Source organism: Bacillus sp. AY3-1 (assembly GCF_008368785.1).
GTDB lineage: Bacteria > Bacillota > Bacilli > Bacillales > Bacillaceae_G > Bacillus_A > Bacillus_A wiedmannii.
In genome coordinates this window covers 157,860-174,592 of sequence record NZ_QORZ01000002.1, presented here as the reverse complement: position 1 = coordinate 174,592, position 16,733 = coordinate 157,860, and the positions used below count along the sequence as shown (strand labels likewise).

Below are 16,733 nucleotides of genomic sequence, written 5' to 3'. Positions count from 1 at the left end.
AATCATTTATTTCTTGAAACTCTGCCAGTAAATAACCTGGGATGGATTCTTTTTTCAACAAGCAGTTAGCTTTTGCTAGCTGCTCTTCTATTTTGTTCCTACTCCTATTTCCTAAAAAATCTTTACTTTATTCCTCCTTGAATAAAATCAATAATTCAGCATATAATATCTATGCATCTAGATTATTACCTTTGTATCGAGCAGTTAGACTGGGCTAACTGCTCTTTTATTTGTGACAAAATGAAATTTTTATTAAGTTTTCTATTAATAACGTGTATTGATTTCTTTTCTAAATTACTTTAGAGATAAATAGTTCATTGGTGAACTATTCTATGTTAAACTAAATTAAAAAAGAAAAGGGACGATTATTATGAGTTTAAAAAATCAAAGTTTCAAACAAGCAGGAGAAGTTGTCCAATCATTTGTAACAATAAACAAAGAAATTATAAAGTTCACACATCAAAACGCCTCCAGTTTAGGATTAACAGTACAACAAATGGGTATCTTAAATACAATTTATGCACTCCCTAATGTTACTCTTAAAGAGATTTCAGAACGTCTTTCAGTTCCTAAAAGTACAGTGAGTGTGAATGTAGATGAATTAGTTAATCTACAGCTCATCGAGCGAAAACAATCAGATGAAGATCGTAGAGAAATAAAATTAAAGGTAACAAACCAAGGACAAGAAGCATCGAAAAAATCCATTGAAAACTCTACTTCCTACACGGCAATGGAATTAGCACTACAACAACTTCAAGAAGATGATGTTCAAACATTATTGCGTATTCATAAAGATTTATTAATCTCTCTACAACAATTTCGTTAATTGATGTAAACCATTTTAAACACAAATTCTAATTCTTATTTTTCAAAGAACTGAGCAGTTAGATTTCACTAGCTGTTCTTTTATTTAAAATAGCGTTTTTATTAAGAAATTAGTCATTCCAACTAAAACGGATGTAATGTTCGTAATAAGATCCACCTAAAATGTTTTTCTTTTCTTCTACCTTAAATTCAACTTTCACACCATCCATTAATTCTTGTAACTTTTCCGTGAATGGTTTTGAGTGCAGAATATGCTTGTCTGGATTTTCTTTATGAATTTGATATCTATAACCTGAATATTCAATTGCAGCACTTTCGATTATTACGTATTCCATTTCCTCTGCAAATTCCAATACCTTTTCATCAATGACTTTTTCTTGGAGTTCTTTCAAATTCCCCACTAAGGACATTTCCATTCTCCTTTCTCTCAAATAACGATTTTGTTTTAAATCCTCACATTCCTAAAAAAAATACATACAGTATCATGAGGTATTCTTTTTTATTTTTCTTAAGGAACGCTTTAAAAAGCGCACTTTAGTTTTTAAATAAAGATTTTGTTTTACTTTTGCTAGCTACCCTTCCCTTGTATAAATGCACCTTTTTTTACATACGATATTAAAATCCAAATAACCCTCTTTTAGGACGGTACTAATATGAACAAGACATTAAAATACATTTTAATCTTCTTTTGTGCGGTATTTTATATTGTAATTATGGGCTCGATTGTCTATCTAAACTTTGTTTAAGAGCATTTTATTCCTCCAAGCAAGAAATCTAAGATTGAACATAAACATTCATAATTAGCTATAAGGAGCGCTCTACAAGGCATTCTTTAGCTTTAAAATAAGATTTTGTTTAGTTTCCATTAACCATTTTGATTCATTTGCATACAGTATTATCAAAAGGAATTTCACAGGTTGCTCTGGTCCAGTTACCTTGAATTTCTTGCAGACCTTGTGGGAAGAATCCGTTTGTAACGAACGGATTCTTTTATTTATTTTTCATACAAAATCTTTTCGTTTTTCTAAAACCTAATTTACCGATTACGAATAAGAGATTCCTTTTAAATGTTCAGAAGAAATCTCTTATTCTTTTGTACATGAAAAGACTCCGATACATATCTCATTTTTTAAAGTTACTTAATTTTTCATTGCAATTCAAAGCTTGTAATTTCACCTGCAGCTTGACGTATTTTTAACCCGGAGTAATAATCCGCTTCTGCTTTACTATCAAATACATGGCCGTCTAGTCTTACCTTTTTATTGTTATATTTACTCATTGTTTTTCTCTTTTGCTTTACTGATTAACTCAGTAATTTCATAGACACCGTTTATCAAACATTCCAAGTATCTTCACCCCTTGAATATTTTTTCAATAAAAATACATACTATTTTCAAGCCGCCGTATCCACGGCTAATACTTCTTTCTTTTATTACAGCAGAAGCAGGTAGGTTCTTAACTTATCTGCTTTTCCTGTATATTTTTTTTAATATCGAAAATAATACCAACAAGCTGTTTGAACTAGCAGCTTCACTCTTCTCGTAATGGGAATGCAATTTATCACAATTAGCTAACTCATTCGACTAACTGGCAGACAACCGAAAATGTTGTCTGCTTTTTGTATAGAATTTTTCATTTTACATATACTACTTTTGAGCCTGTTACCAATGCAAGCCATTTGGTGTTTTGAATTCCGACTAAGCTTTTTTGTTGCATAGATTATTACATCTTTGACAACACTGTTTTAAAGCGCGTTTTCTGGTTATTCGTAGTTCTAATCCAGAATAATTTTTCTCCTATAAAGGACAGCAGGTACGACTGCTAGTCCTTTTTTCTTGTACTACATACTCTTCTTTTTGATAATTTCGAACGACGTTACCCTCATCATCGTAGTAAGCAATTTCCCGAAAAGGATGACAGTTGTGCTTTTCAATTTCTCCATCGAACAAAACGAAGAAATGAGTTTTCCAGTTCCCAACGATCATACCCCACATGCCAGCTACGTTACTCGCATACCCATGTAAGCAAAATGAAGATTGCGGTAATTCTGCATTTTCTTGAAAGCTTTTTCCGCACTGTACATGCGCTTGATATCAAAAACACCTTCGTTCTCGCACTTTACAAACTTCATGAATTCAACCATCGGCATCGTTAGAAACTTTGTTCTAAACTTCTGCCAGTAAAGGAACCTTGCTTTACTTTCCATTTCCGCTACTACAAATTCTTCGTTTGGCCAATGTTCGAAAAATGGAATCAATCAGTAACTTAGCCCCTTTCTGACTGACAACGACTTGTCCATCGAACAGCTCAATGTTTGCATCGGATGCTTCACCGGTTACTACACAAACCTTCTCATGCTTTTCAAGAACAACGTTTTTACCGTCTACATGGATTTCTAATTCCGTACCTTCATGCAGCCCTAATGTTCTACGTAATTCTTTTGGAATCACTACACGACCAAGTTCATCTATTTTTCTTACGATACCAGTGTTTTTCATGGCTTCTTCTCCCCCTTAATTCGCAATCAACTTACGGAACAGTTCTTCGTTTCTTGTGTCTAGCGCGTAATCGATGAGGTTATATTTAATTAACTGATCAATTTCAACTGCGCCTTTCAAATTATTAAGTATTAAAAATCGTAATAAAAAAGAGTGCTATAAAGATATGCACTCTTTTAAAAGGCTTTACCAATCTCGACGATCATCACAATCATCACGATCACGGTCATGATTACGTCTGCGACGACACTCATCACAATCGCAGTCACGTCTACAATGACAGTCGTTAAAATCGTTTCTTCTGCGTCTACGACCGCATCCGCAAAATACTAAATCATCCCAAAATCTATTACAATCTCGAGAATGTCCAAAATTATTGTTACATCCCATAGATATGATTCCCTCCTCTAAAAATAGAATTCATCATATTCTATGAATAAAAGGTGAAAACAGCTTGTTTACTAGCCTATGTTTTTTTGTTTTACACTAATAATATTCCAATTTGCAAGTCTACCTCACCCCTTATCTTTCCTTAACAACAAACAAGACGCCAACCAGATCATGGCAGCGTCTATGATAATTGATATTGGTCTTATCATTCGGCATCATTCCTATTTCTTAAATAAAACAGAATCAACGATTGTTAAAACTACCCGAGCTATTCCGAGAAACACTACAATTAATGGCATCAACCAGAAGTAGTGACACCATTTTGTGTAACTACTCATCTTCCACCATTCATGGAGTGGATTAAGCCCTATCATTTATAACAACCCTCCCCCATTTTGTTCAATAAAAAGAGAGCTCCTGTATATCAAACGTTTATGTCACCAATCACCCCAGCAAATACACCGGGCTCAATAAGAAACACAAAAGCCACGACACTCACACATCGTGGCTGAATATATAAATTCAATTGGTCTTTTCGTCCTTCTTGCGGATTCTTACCGCCCTTGCCCGTTCTCCGGTAACGTTTTGATAAAGGAGCTACGCTATCCCCACACTATTCTTCTTTCAAAGAACTGTATAGATATAGAGTAATATTGATTCTGTTCTGAGAAATCACCGGAAACGTCCCCTTTTTATCGAAAAAAAGACCTGCATTTATGCAGGTCAAATATAAATTAGTGACTTTACTTAGATAAAATTACTGATGGATTTCATATCACTTATTCTGTTGGAGACGGAAATCTTGCAGCTTCAAAATGCGTACTATTTTCTACAGTAGAGATAACTCCAGCTACGCTACTTTGTGCAAAAACCTCGACTACATCCCCAGCATTCAATTGAATTATTGATGAAACGGCAACAACATTAGCAAAGTTTATTGGACCAAAAAAATCATTATCTATTGCAATTGCCGGATTTCCATTAACTCGAATTTCTACCCGTGCTCTATAGTTTGTGTTTAGATTATTAGGAATGAACGCAATTGTTCCAATAACAGAATAAACACCTCTTGTCTTTGGTATAAAAATGGATGTTGCAGGGTTATATTCATTTGCTAAATCAAATTGTTCATTTTGGAATAAGACTTTTACAAAAGTATTTGCTGGCACATTCTGATTAACTGTGCTCACAGCTCTAAAAGCAGATGCTCTTACAAGATTGTATTGGTAATCATCAGAACAACAATTCACTTTTACATTAACCCAAGGCTTTTCATCATGTTTTTTATCACATTTGTCATAACTCTTACTACTTTTATGACAATCATGATATTTCTTTTTGTTATCCTTACAATGATTATAGTAGGAATAAGACATACTAGTTTCCCCCTTTTAAATTTATTACTACATACTATGTAAGATAGATTTAAAAGGTTTGGACGAGCTATTATTATTTTTAATTGAATTAAAAAACCCTACCAATTGGCAGGACAGGGAAATAATATAACATGTAAAGCAGAACAACCTCATCTTAACCAATCTATACAACATAACAAAATACTAGAATCCCATTTCCGATACCTCAAAACTAAGTTTATATAATCTCCACAGCTGTAGCTATCAACTGAATATCACTTTTTTTCTTCTGATAAAACGGATCACGCTTTATCATTAATTCGTTGTACACAAACGAATCTTTAACCTTTCGATTCCCTAAGTACTTCATTTCAATTATCTTACGTTCCTCTTCATCAAGAGCATGTTACAACGTCCGTTCAATTTGTTTAAAACGTATCTCATGATTCTTTTCGTCACCTTTCATTTTAGGAAAAAGAACAATGCCCCCCGCTCGAGCCTGTTCTTCTTGATTTTTCATCCGGACGCACAATGCTTTGTAGTTTTTCAGCTCCTTCACCACAAGTCTACGCATCTCCTTTTCAACGATGTCTTTAAAAAATGACAATTGATTCATACGATACGGTTCCCCTCCGTTCGATCTACTTACTTATAAACGAATTATTTTGTTTAAATTTATACAGCATCTATTAAACACATAATAATTATACTTTTTTACTAGTATACAAGCCGTATCTTTTAAAAGAAGCACAACATAGAATAAAATACAGGACAAGACTTTCAAAAAACTTGTCTGAGTTTATTCTCAAAAAAGAGGTGAACATAAATGCCTATCGTTAAGCCCTTTATAGCTGGAAGACGATTTGTAAGTACAGCAGCAACAGGGACTGTCGCTGGAGCAGATTTAACTTTTGCTAACACAGACTTCACTGATGACACTGGTGCTGTAACAACATTCCCTGCTTCTTATGCTTTTTTAACACTTTATATTAATGGTGTTATTCAAACAGGGGATACTATTACTGGTGTGACTACTACAGCTGCTACTATTGTAGGAGGAGCTGTCCTAGATGGAGGAACTCCTATCGCAATCGAATTTACAATAACGTAAATTTAGTTATCTTTTTGGAGGTTTCATTAAAAGAAACCTCTAATTTTAAAAAATGAAGTTAATTTTAGTAGCAACTACATAATGCGGTGCATATACTATTATAGGATGATTGGTATTTATACTCACTCTTGAAAAGAGCACTTATATGGTGCTCTTTTTTAGTTTTAAACTAATACAAAATGAAATTTTTACCACATAGCTAATTGTTAAATATTTTACGCTTATACATTATAATGGAATAGTTATTGTATATTGGCATTAAGAGGAGCGTCTTGATTAAGCGCTTCTCTTTTTTTATAAAATAGCGTTTTTGTTCAAAATGATGACCTTATCTATTCGGACACATTTACAAAAAAACTCATGATATGGTTAATTAGTCGATTACCTCATTACTTGACGATTACCCTTAGAAGCCCCGCAAACAATCGGGGTTTCTTTTATTAAAATAACTATTTTGTTGCATTTCCCAAGGGTTGAATTCCGAATCCTCTTTCTTTATTAAACTCCTTCATCTTTATAAAATTCTTGTAAACTCCCATATGAGTTTATAGTCATTTTCTCCCTCGCCATTGGTAAAGCTGCACTAACGCTAATAGAAATACTTATAGGTAATGCAATTTGCATTTGTTTCACCTTTTGGCTACATTTCACACAGAACTTGTCATTTGTTCCATCTTCCATGTCAATCCACTTATGTTTGCATTTCATTCTGTCCCTCTCGCCTTTAGATAATTTTCTGCAAATCGTAATTTCTGACCAATATACGAATCATTTTCTTCTCCACCACTTGCCAACCAATCTCTTACATGATTATGAATATCTTGAAGAACTACTAAAGGTAATTGTGAAGAAAGCTTATTTATTTGCTCTAAATATGTCATTTCTTTCTCTCTCCTGAATAAAACTCAAAATTCCGTCAATACTTTAGACACATGGTTATCTTTCTCCGATTTTCTTATAAAAGCAGTTAGCTTTTGCTAGCTGCTCTTTTATTTGTGACCAAGTGAAATCTTTACTAAAAATAATGAACTTTCAAAGCTACTGAATTGTAAATATAAATACACTACTATATATCTATAAAGGGGCGTTTTTATATAAATCCATATCAAAGAATATCTTTTATAATGATTATTTTAGTACCACTCCTTTTCTTAACTGTCACCCTAGTAACTGGTCGATAGGGGTTCTTCTTTTGGAGTCTACTGCCTAGTTTTATAAGTGGGATAATAGCTTTCAACTCTATAAAAAACACACGACAGTAGAAAAAAACTTTACAAAGTGTGCCTTTACAAGGCGCTCTTTTTTACATGTACTTACCAAATAGTATTTTTATTGAATTTTCATTGACTTTACGTTGACCTTTTGTTGACTTTTTCTTCACATTTAAAAGAAACGAACATACGATATTGTATGTAGTCTCTCCGCTCATAGGGATCTACCTTTCTTATCGAAGAGCATGCTTATATGTGTGCTCTTTTTACTTACAATGAAATAACAATTTTATTTAATATCCATTTCCTCTTGCATACGAACTACAGTTTTAAACATTACTTGCTCAAAATCTTTTTCATCCATGTATGGCTTTACAATCTCTAGAATCGCAATAACCCATTCAAATTTGTTCACATTCTCACTTATATAACTACATATAAATATTAAGTTTCTCATTTAATTAACCTAGTGTTATAATGCAAGAGATTGATAATCATATTTATCTATTAAAGAAGGGTTCTCAAATTTCAGCACCTTGACGCATACCGTTAGGGGCTGAACTACTTTGTTGCGATAAGAATGATGTAATATTTATCATTTACAATAATTTTACAATAAAACTAAAAAAGAACACCTTAAGTCGGTGCCCTTCTTGCAAATATCAACCTTTATGTAATTGAACATACAGATAAAACTAATCCCCAAAATGTAATTGCACCTAGTAATCCTAATACAAATCCAGTTATGCAAATACAATCAGCAAGACAAATGGAAGACTGCGATAATGGAACAAATGACCTACTTGTACTCGATCCATATTGTTTTATTTTCTCATAATTCATATCTAACATTAATTGTAGACATGCTATACCTTCCTCAATAGAATGAAGAGATTCTTTTTCTAATCGATCCAATAATTTACTATTAAAAGTAATTGGAAGAGGATACCGTTTATCTAATTTCATATGTTGATAAATTAATTGTAAACGAGATAATATATTATTTTTCTTTTTTTCACATGTTACTGTGTGTTTCATTTTATTAAATTCATTTAATAACAGTGTCAATTCATCTCTGTTTCCGTATAAATCCCTTGCTATTTTTCTCTTTAGTTTGTACGAATGGATAATAGATTTAAGTTCAATCATTTTAATACACTTCCTAATAGAATTTTACTTACCTCAATATTTTAAAAATAAACAGTACTTTTAAATCTTATTTAAAATACACTCAAGTATCTTCATTTACTATCGATTAACATTACATTAATCTTACATAGTTGTAATAATTACTTTCGCTACCCACTAACTAGAAGCAACAGATTCCTTATTTGATGGTAAAAATATAAAAAAGCAATGATTAGGTTTTAAGTCTAGTCATTGCTTTATATATCTTATCTTGATTTACAACTAAAAATCTAAATATCATTCTTTCACTTGAATGCTACATGTGTTTTTATTAAATTCTTTAATAAAAATTATATAATACTTCACTATTGGATTCCTTTTTTCTCTTATCAATATTCATATGTTACAATAGTACCAGTTGTATCAGTGGTACCATTAAAACCACTAAAACAATTAGAACAATTACCACAACTACCACAGCCGCCACAGCCGCCACAACCAAAACAACCGAAGCAACCAATACAACGGAATCCACCACAACGAAATCCACCACAGCGACCTGCACAACCTCCACAACGACCACAACCGCCACAGCGACGAGCAGCATCTTCAATATAATAGTATGGATATTGGTTTTGTTGGTCCCAATACACAATATTTCCAGATTGGTAATCATTAAGGCTTAACGCTTGTAGTTCTTGTTGAAACTTATTCATTTTCATGACCTCCGTTTATAAACTTCAATCTTTTCAATGCTTTCCTATATTTCTGTTCGTTAAATCTAAGTAGAAATAGCGCTATAAACTAAGTTCAATACGTACCCCTACAAAATATGACCTATCACTAGATAATGCACCTTGTTCATATACCTATTTTTATGTTATTTTTCCCATAGGCTCATTTTTATAAATTGAAAAAAGACGCACTTAGATCGATGCGTCTTTTTGCGATACTTCTTTTGTGAAATCATATACATAAGTATTATCCATACCTGTGAATAGCAATACCTCTACTCATTATCCAATTACATCTTTTATTTCTGTATTGACTGGCCACTTTTCTAAAGTATAGGCCATTTCCCAAAATGAATATTCATATTGACTGCTAATAATAAAGTGCTGTTTCATTCGATTTCGGTCTGCCTCTGTTACTTTTTCAGCGATAGTGTCTAATCGTGTAATTTGCTCTTCAACTAATGTACGGAACCAATCAGATCCATAAGCAGAAATCCATTCGTTATAAATTGGCTCTTCTGGCTGACACTCTTTTAAACGTTCACCAATTTCATAATACAACCAATAGCAAGGTAAAATTGCTGCAATGATATCGCCTAAATGTCCTTCATACGCAGCACGATACATATGTGAAGTATAAGCGTATGCAGTTGGAGCAGGGATAAAATTGTCTTTCTCTTCTTGTGTTATCCCTAGTTTCTTCGCAAAGTTCTCATGTAAAGATAATTCCGCCTCGTATGTATTTTGAGCATGATGTGCCATACGAGCTGTCGTTTCTAATTCTAGAGCCTTTGCAGCTCCTAAAGTTTGTACTCTAGCGAAGTGACTCAAATAATATGAATCTTGAAGTACGTAATAGCGAAAACTAGCTAAATCTAACGTTCCTTCACCAAGTTGTTTTACAAAAGGGTGATGAAAACTAGCTTCCCAAATTGAATCTACTTCTTGACGTAATGATTGTGAAAATGTCATTTAAATCCCTCCAATAAATTATAAAATTTAAGTATTTACCCACAGTTATTAAATCTGTAAAATAAAAAAACTTTCTTTACAAACGTAAAGAAAGTGAAATTGACAGTATTTATTCATAAAATAGTAATGTCTTCCCACTTCCCTACGCTAGTATTAACCAGATCAGGTACTAAGAGTCTCAAATTCTCATTTGATCTCAGCCTATAATAGGCCCCCCTAGTGGATAAATATTTAATTTTCGTATTGTATTCATCATAACATACTTCATGTTACTGTCAAAAGTATTCATGATAGCGCTTCTTAAAACCCTTCTTCTTTTCTTACTTTTAATGAAGTTTCAATAATCATATCTAATAGTTTACTATAATGAATACCAGCTGCATCTGCACTTTTCGGTAGTAAACTTGCTTGTGTCATCCCTGGTAATGTATTAACCTCCATTACATATGGAATTCCGTCCTTTACCATCATATCTACCCTTGCATAAACGCTGCATTTCAATGCTTTATAACAAGCCAGTGACGCTTTGTTTACACGTTCCTTCAATTCAGCTGGAAGTTCGATAACTTCTTCAATTGTACTAACATCATCATATTTTGCATTGTAATCAAAGAACTCAGCTGCATGTCGGATTGAAATAATAGGTAACTGTTTTCCATCAAAAATTGAACATGTAATCTCATCACCTTTTATATACTTCTCTATTACTACTTCAGAATCCCATTCAAACACAGTTTCCAGCATTGAAATTAATTCATCTTTATCATATACAATCTTTACCCCAACACTTGATCCACCAGAGTTTGGTTTTACCACTAACGGAAATCCTAACTTATCTAATTCATCAAGATTTAGATCCGCCATTTTTGTAAGTTCAATCCAATCGGGTGTTTCTATACCTTCATAGCGTAAAATCTTTTTCGAAATATTTTTGTCCATACATATACCGCTAGATAACATATTGCTCCCGCTATAAGGAATACCTAAACTTTCAAGCGTGCCTTGAACCGTCCCATCTTCTCCATATTTTCCGTGTAATGCAAGCAGCGCAAAATCAATGTCTTTCGCTTTTTCGATTAAATCCATTTTTTCATTTAACGTAATTGGTACGATTTCATATTTATTTTTATCTAAATTTGCAATCATTTCATTTCCAGTCATAATTGATACTTGTTTTTCAGAGGATACTCCCCCCATAATAACGCCAATTCTCATTTCCTCAACTCCAAATTTCAGTTTGTATTGTATCACCGATTATTTTGATTCCACGAACTATTTCTTCTTCTTTCAGACGTGAAAATCCTAATCGAAAAGTAGTCGCTCCTCCTCCATCAGAATAAAAAACATCTCCAGGAGAAAATGTAACCCCTTGCTCATAACACTTTTGTAAAAGTGTGCGGGCATGAATTTTTTCTTCTAACTCTATAAATAAATGAAGTCCACCATCACCGGTCATTCTTTGAAACGGAATGTACTCGTTACACGCCCCAACAGCTAACTCATATTTCTTCTTATAAACTGATCTTGCCTTTTTTAAATATTTTTCAAAATATCCTTCATGTAAATATTGAAATAGAACAGCTTGATCTAACGTAGATGTGTGAATCGTTCTTGCTCTTTTTACACTTTCTAAATGATGAATCAGTTCTTTATCTGCGATGATCCAGCCTACACGTAACCCAGGGAAAAGTACCTTTGAAAAGCTACTAATATAAATTACATTATTACCAGCGCCAGCAAAAGTTAATAATGGTGCTAAGTGTGAACCTGAATAACGTAGCTCTTCATTAAATCCATCTTCTATAATAGGAACCTTATATTTGGAGAATAATCTCATCAGTTCCGTTCTTTTCTCCGAACTCGTAACAATACCGGTTGGATTATGATAGGAAGGAATTAAATATGCGAAATCAAACTCTTTTTCACGCAAACTTTTTTCTACTTCGTTCGTATCGATGCCATCTTCATTCATATTAATTCCGTGAACTTCAAGTCCATGTAAACGGAAAAGCTTCAATGCAGCATGGTGAGTTGGATTCTCACAAATAACCCGCCCTGATTTCTTCGATAACGAGGATAGTACGATGTCTAATCCTTCTGTAAATCCATTTGTAATTAAAATATCTTTGTTCGAAATATCTACACCTTTCATTTCCATATAATGAAGTAGATAATTCATTAAAGGTCTATAACCTTTTGCGTATCCGTAGTTTAATACGACATCCCCTTCAATGGACATACGAGTAAGAAAAGCTCTTTTGAAATTTTCCACATCAAATAGCTTTTCGTCCGGAGCAATGCTATTAAAAACAATCATTCCTTTTTCCCAGCGAACACCATGTTTCATTAAATCTAATTCATCCGCTAATAAGGTAACTGTATTAAGTTTATGTTTCCAATCTATTTCAACAGACGAAGTGTTCGATATATCAACCTTCGCTACAAAATTCCCTTTCCCTTTAACTGCATAAATGAGTCCTTCTTGCTCTAAATCCGCATAAGCAGCGAGTACAGTATTTCTGCTCACACTTAGTAATTCACTTAGTTCCCTAGTTGAAGGGATTTTTTGATCCCCGAGCAAATGACCTTTCATAATCATCTTTTTCAAATAATCTTTCAATTGAATATAAACGGGACGATCTTTCACAACTTTAAAATCTTTAAACAATTCCTTACCCCCTGCAATCATTTTTGCATATTTATTTCATTCTCAAAAGGTCCACTACATATGTATTTTTTATAAAGGGCGGTACGGTCATATAAAGTGAAGGCTAGTAATCAATGGGGATATTCCCCCTCATTAACACGGTACAAATCTTTACGATATAAGTTAATAATATCTTTTAAAGCTGCTGCTGCTCCGCGTGGATTAGAAGCACCACCAATTGTAGTAACTTGCCCCATCGTATCTGTAAAGAACGTAATTCCTTTTTCTGTCCCATTTACTTTTGCTAGCGGATGATCTTTATCTATTTCGTACGGTTCCACATGAAGAGCCACTTTACCATCCTTATCCTTATATGCTGAAGCTATTAATTTAATATATTTATTCTGTTCTTTAGCATTTCGAATTTGTTGTTTTGTAACATGCTCGATTCCTTTTATATGTATATCGGTAAGCGTATTTTCCGTTCCCATTAAACTGTTTGTCAACAGTAACAATTTACACGCACTATCAGAACCACTTACATCTAATATTGGGTTCGTTTCAGCAATTCCTTTACTTTGCGCTTCTTTCAGTGCTTCTTCAAACGTAATATCATCCTCATTCATTTTCGAAAGAATATAATTTGTAGTCCCGTTTAATATTCCTTCTATTTTTTCAATATGACAACCAGCTAAACTAAATTGACCAATATCAAGTGTCGGTAATGCCGCCGCAGTTGCACCACTATATCGAATTCGTACATTTGCGATTTTTGCTGCTTCATTTAGTTCTCTCCAGTTTGTAACGAGTGCACCTTTTGAAATTGCTACTATATCCATTTGTTTTTCAATCGCTTGTTTTATATATTGTTTTCCTGGATTTCCATCTTTAAGATTTGTAACGGTTGATTCTACTAATACAGTTCCACTTATGCTAGTTGTTGCTCGTTCCTCTGGATGATGTTCAATGTATTCTTCAATTGCAGCGCTACCGCTACCATACATTAATAAGTGCTGAATAGATAATCCGTCCTCATTATGTATTGCAACATTTCTACCTAATACGCCACTTACAACTAATTGAATCCCATATGTTTCATATATATATGAATATTTTTCGTTTAATAATTTTACAAACTCTCTGCCAACTGTTCCATATCCTGATAATACAACTTGAATTTTCATAATATACCCCCATATTTTTCTACAATATCCCTCTTTCAATATAATATAAAGCGCCCTCGAATTCCATCGAGAGCGCTTTATTATTACCTATTTCGGTAATCTTGATAACCTTTCTGCAATTGTTCTATAAAACTCTTGAATGCTAGAAAAACCTAACGTATCTGAAACACTTAATCCTACCATGTCGAGATGGTCCCAATTTTCTTTCGTTTCGATATGATTCCATTTTCCAATCTGTAAAATCTCATTATTATATACAGCAGTATTAGAAGAAGGTGCAATCATAGAATTTGTATTTACTACACCATCATTTTGCCACCAAGAAGTATTTATTTCTGGTCGATTCTCTTCATATCTTGCGTAAGAACCTAAGAAGAATGCATTTCCCATTAATACTTTATTCATCGTTATATGAGGTAGATGCAAACCAGTTATAAGTGCAGCTTGCGATGCATGTCCACTATATGATAAGTAATACACATCTGATTGCGTCTTTACCCAATTATTAAGCTCCTTTGCACCATCAGTACTTAAATCCCATTGACTAATGTCTTTTGTATTTTTCCAAATTGAACTATTTAAAATACGATCAGTATAATGGAAAGGGGACTCTCCAGCATTCTTTTTTAACCCCCATTGATCCAATTTAAAATCGTATAATGATAAATTATTGTTTCCTCCTAAACTTGCAGCTGTAATGAGTAAATCTTTAACGAACGGCAGTAGAAGACTACCATCCGCCAGTGTTGTGCCATTGTGAGGAGTTGCTAATGTTGTCACACTATGAACATATGATTTCTTGCCCTCAAATAGTGGTGATATATTCGTGTTCGGATGATTTTTCTCTTCAAAATTACCTTCTTTTAATAGCTGTACTAATGTTCTAATCGTTTGTCCGCCCATGCTATGCCCAACTAAATGAATTTTATTTGTTTCACTCCAATTCGGTGCAAAACCACTATAAGTTCTGCCAAAACGATTATGTCCATGTTTCTCAGCATGTGCGGCACCGTAGTCTACTGTACCACCGTTAATTTGCGCATATAATTCACATGCACGATCCCAGTTACTAGAAACAGGTCCAACAGCAGCAGTATGTACTGTATAGCCACTTCTTTTTAAATCTTCTTGTATATCATGAACACCACCCCAATATTTAACCCCTAACATTTCCTCTCTACCCCACCCAGCAAATCCATTCACTAGTATGATAGGATAATTATTTTGTTGTTTCTCTTCAGCGTAAGTTATTTTTGCTGCGAATAAAAACACAGTCCCTATTGTGAATAAACATATTTTTAAAAATAATTTCCCCATGCTTCCTCCCCCTAATAAAACGTTTACATTTCCCTATTAAAAATGAGTTTTTAACTTAAACATAATGTAAAGTATTTTATATACATTGTATATAGAGAAAACATACACAAATGTTGATAAATATTAATTCAAGTGAGGAATTACTTTTCACAATATAACTTGTAAATCTGATTATTTGAATTTATAATTAGATTTAGTTTCCTCATGTTAAATAGCTTTAATAATTATAAGAAAACTAATTTTATTACTTAAGGAGGAGGAAAAGGCATGCAAATCGGATCAAATATTCATACGTTATCTCAACCTACTAAAATAACTCCATCTAATCTTGAGCATAATACTATCTCTTCTACTAAACTTGAAGATAAAAAATCAAATGATCCCATCAAGTTTGATATTCGTTCATCCGAAAAAGAAATGAAACAACCTGAGCATAAATTTAACGAATTAGATTTATGGAAGATGTTAAAAGATAAAGGTGTTCCTTTATGGATCATACTTGAAATGCTACAAAGGTCTCGTAAGGAAAAAGAATCTCAAAATAATTCAGTTCAAAATTCAAATGCGATTGAAGAACCGAGCGAGACGCGATTAAATGAAGTAATGTAAACTATGTTATCTAAATGGTCTAAATTAAAAAGAGTTCAAGGCTGATAAAATTCCTATCAACCTTGAACTCTTTTTTATGATTTTTCTCCAATCGTGACAAATTGAACTGATACTTCTTTCTCAAAATCTTTAATTAACTTTCTTACTTTTACATATTCATTAGTCAATGTATTATCTGTCGACATTTTAGGTTTTTCGTCACCTAAAGATTTTTTCAGATGAAGAAGTTGCATTTTTGTTTCATTTACTTTTATTTCTTTATACACATTATTTTTCGCCACAATTACATACCATAGTGTTCCATAGTTTCGATTATTACCAAGCCAAGCATCACTTTCATATGTAACTGGTATCGCTTTACCTTCTATTTCAATACTTTTTATATTCTTTTCTTCTTCATTTATAAATAATAGTGAACTCTCTTTTGGAAAATTCGGTAACGTATCTAAAGGTTTAGAATGAGATGTATGATCTCTTTTACGAAAAATTTTTGCTGTAATCATCGCTTTTGCAGTAGATTCATTTAATATCAGAACCCTTTTTTGATCAAATCTACCTGTTTTCACCGAAAAAACTTCATGTTCTTTCGTATTTTCCTTATAACGATTCATAACTGTTGAAGTATAATTCTCATCTCCAATGATTAATACGCCGTTAGCTGGAAATCTGTTTTCATTTTTAGAGCATGCACTTAAACTTATTAAAATTAATATACTTAATATGAAAATAGAGAGTGTTTTTTTCATCACAGT

20 protein-coding genes, 2 pseudogenes and 1 riboswitch are annotated in these 16,733 nt (G+C 33.0%); of the genes and pseudogenes, 3 read left to right on the top strand and 19 right to left on the bottom strand.

The features are described from left to right. Nucleotides 1–370: 370 nt before the first annotated feature. Nucleotides 371–826: a MarR family winged helix-turn-helix transcriptional regulator gene (locus DN389_RS01155; RefSeq protein ID WP_098190380.1), complete on the top strand. Its 456-nt coding sequence runs from the start codon at nt 371–373 to the stop codon at nt 824–826. A 109-nt stretch (nt 827–935) separates the two neighbouring features. On the opposite strand, the gene DN389_RS01150 is transcribed toward DN389_RS01155, so the two are convergent. The 8 genes and pseudogenes from DN389_RS01150 to DN389_RS01115 all read right to left on the bottom strand — a co-directional run bounded on the left by DN389_RS01150 (nt 936) and on the right by DN389_RS01115 (nt 5,684). After that, entirely contained in the window at nt 936–1,235 is a 300-nt protein-coding gene (locus tag DN389_RS01150; protein ID WP_097917077.1) for a hypothetical protein, read from the bottom strand. A 740-nt stretch (nt 1,236–1,975) separates the two neighbouring features. Further along, a pseudogene (locus tag DN389_RS01145) lies at nt 1,976–2,104 on the bottom strand (DUF1064 domain-containing protein); the annotation flags it as partial. Between the two features lie 916 nt (nt 2,105–3,020). Next, nucleotides 3,021–3,323 (bottom strand): AbrB/MazE/SpoVT family DNA-binding domain-containing protein, encoded by a 303-nt coding sequence (locus tag DN389_RS01135; RefSeq protein WP_097917078.1) that lies wholly within the window; start codon nt 3,321–3,323, stop codon nt 3,021–3,023. A 15-nt stretch (nt 3,324–3,338) separates the two neighbouring features. After that, a pseudogene (locus DN389_RS01130) lies at nt 3,339–3,428 on the bottom strand (IDEAL domain-containing protein); the annotation flags it as partial. A gap of 81 nt (nt 3,429–3,509) precedes the next feature. Next, a complete protein-coding gene (locus tag DN389_RS01125) occupies nt 3,510–3,713 on the bottom strand; it encodes a hypothetical protein (RefSeq protein WP_098085723.1) in 204 nt (67 codons plus the stop codon). A gap of 221 nt (nt 3,714–3,934) precedes the next feature. Next, nucleotides 3,935–4,087, bottom strand: a complete 153-nt coding sequence (locus DN389_RS28295) for a hypothetical protein (RefSeq protein ID WP_170958656.1) — start codon at nt 4,085–4,087, stop codon at nt 3,935–3,937. A gap of 405 nt (nt 4,088–4,492) precedes the next feature. Then, the gene (locus DN389_RS01120; protein WP_098128316.1) at nt 4,493–5,089 is read right to left on the bottom strand and encodes an ABC transporter permease; all 597 of its coding nucleotides are present in this window, start codon (nt 5,087–5,089) and stop codon (nt 4,493–4,495) included. A gap of 385 nt (nt 5,090–5,474) precedes the next feature. Beyond that, nucleotides 5,475–5,684, bottom strand: a complete 210-nt coding sequence (locus tag DN389_RS01115) for a hypothetical protein (RefSeq protein WP_142315659.1) — start codon at nt 5,682–5,684, stop codon at nt 5,475–5,477. A gap of 210 nt (nt 5,685–5,894) precedes the next feature. Between DN389_RS01115 and DN389_RS01110 the strand changes: the two genes are divergently transcribed. After that, on the top strand, nt 5,895–6,179 hold the full coding sequence (locus DN389_RS01110; protein ID WP_001123250.1) for a DUF4183 domain-containing protein: 285 nt from the start codon (nt 5,895–5,897) through the stop codon (nt 6,177–6,179). 498 nt (nt 6,180–6,677) lie between these two features. On the opposite strand, the gene DN389_RS01105 is transcribed toward DN389_RS01110, so the two are convergent. The 10 genes from DN389_RS01105 to DN389_RS01070 form a co-directional block, all read right to left on the bottom strand. Next, nucleotides 6,678–6,887 (bottom strand): hypothetical protein, encoded by a 210-nt coding sequence (locus tag DN389_RS01105; RefSeq protein ID WP_052760572.1) that lies wholly within the window; start codon nt 6,885–6,887, stop codon nt 6,678–6,680. Further along, the gene (locus DN389_RS28290) at nt 6,884–7,060 is read right to left on the bottom strand and encodes a DUF6877 family protein (RefSeq protein ID WP_170958655.1); all 177 of its coding nucleotides are present in this window, start codon (nt 7,058–7,060) and stop codon (nt 6,884–6,886) included. Before DN389_RS28290 ends, DN389_RS01105 begins: the two co-directional genes overlap by 4 nt. A gap of 619 nt (nt 7,061–7,679) precedes the next feature. Then, nucleotides 7,680–7,805 (bottom strand): hypothetical protein, encoded by a 126-nt coding sequence (locus DN389_RS28690; RefSeq protein WP_254981009.1) that lies wholly within the window; start codon nt 7,803–7,805, stop codon nt 7,680–7,682. Nucleotides 7,806–8,059: 254 nt separating this feature from the next. Further along, nucleotides 8,060–8,539, bottom strand: a complete 480-nt coding sequence (locus DN389_RS01100; protein ID WP_179955878.1) for a homoserine dehydrogenase — start codon at nt 8,537–8,539, stop codon at nt 8,060–8,062. 368 nt (nt 8,540–8,907) lie between these two features. Continuing rightward, the gene (locus tag DN389_RS01095; protein WP_088122212.1) at nt 8,908–9,240 is read right to left on the bottom strand and encodes a heterocycloanthracin/sonorensin family bacteriocin; all 333 of its coding nucleotides are present in this window, start codon (nt 9,238–9,240) and stop codon (nt 8,908–8,910) included. A 294-nt stretch (nt 9,241–9,534) separates the two neighbouring features. Beyond that, on the bottom strand, nt 9,535–10,224 hold the full coding sequence (gene tenA / locus DN389_RS01090; protein WP_088122211.1) for a thiaminase II: 690 nt from the start codon (nt 10,222–10,224) through the stop codon (nt 9,535–9,537). A gap of 122 nt (nt 10,225–10,346) precedes the next feature. Next, a riboswitch (TPP riboswitch) is annotated at nt 10,347–10,452 on the bottom strand. Between the two features lie 72 nt (nt 10,453–10,524). After that, on the bottom strand, nt 10,525–11,439 hold the full coding sequence (gene ddlB, locus DN389_RS01085) for a D-alanine--D-alanine ligase (RefSeq protein ID WP_087985860.1): 915 nt from the start codon (nt 11,437–11,439) through the stop codon (nt 10,525–10,527). 4 nt (nt 11,440–11,443) lie between these two features. After that, nucleotides 11,444–12,892: a MocR-like pyridoxine biosynthesis transcription factor PdxR gene (gene pdxR / locus DN389_RS01080; protein WP_098109839.1), complete on the bottom strand. Its 1,449-nt coding sequence runs from the start codon at nt 12,890–12,892 to the stop codon at nt 11,444–11,446. Nucleotides 12,893–13,002: 110 nt separating this feature from the next. Next, the gene (locus DN389_RS01075) at nt 13,003–14,055 is read right to left on the bottom strand and encodes a homoserine dehydrogenase (RefSeq protein ID WP_218943855.1); all 1,053 of its coding nucleotides are present in this window, start codon (nt 14,053–14,055) and stop codon (nt 13,003–13,005) included. 87 nt (nt 14,056–14,142) lie between these two features. Then, nucleotides 14,143–15,372 (bottom strand): esterase/lipase family protein, encoded by a 1,230-nt coding sequence (locus DN389_RS01070; RefSeq protein WP_098109841.1) that lies wholly within the window; start codon nt 15,370–15,372, stop codon nt 14,143–14,145. Nucleotides 15,373–15,639: 267 nt separating this feature from the next. Between DN389_RS01070 and DN389_RS01065 the strand changes: the two genes are divergently transcribed. Continuing rightward, the gene (locus tag DN389_RS01065) at nt 15,640–15,981 is read left to right on the top strand and encodes a DUF3914 domain-containing protein (RefSeq protein ID WP_088081241.1); all 342 of its coding nucleotides are present in this window, start codon (nt 15,640–15,642) and stop codon (nt 15,979–15,981) included. Between the two features lie 74 nt (nt 15,982–16,055). On the opposite strand, the gene DN389_RS01060 is transcribed toward DN389_RS01065, so the two are convergent. Further along, nucleotides 16,056–16,727 (bottom strand): lipoprotein BA_5634 family protein, encoded by a 672-nt coding sequence (locus DN389_RS01060; RefSeq protein ID WP_116892011.1) that lies wholly within the window; start codon nt 16,725–16,727, stop codon nt 16,056–16,058. Between the last annotated feature and the right edge of the window lie 6 nt (nt 16,728–16,733).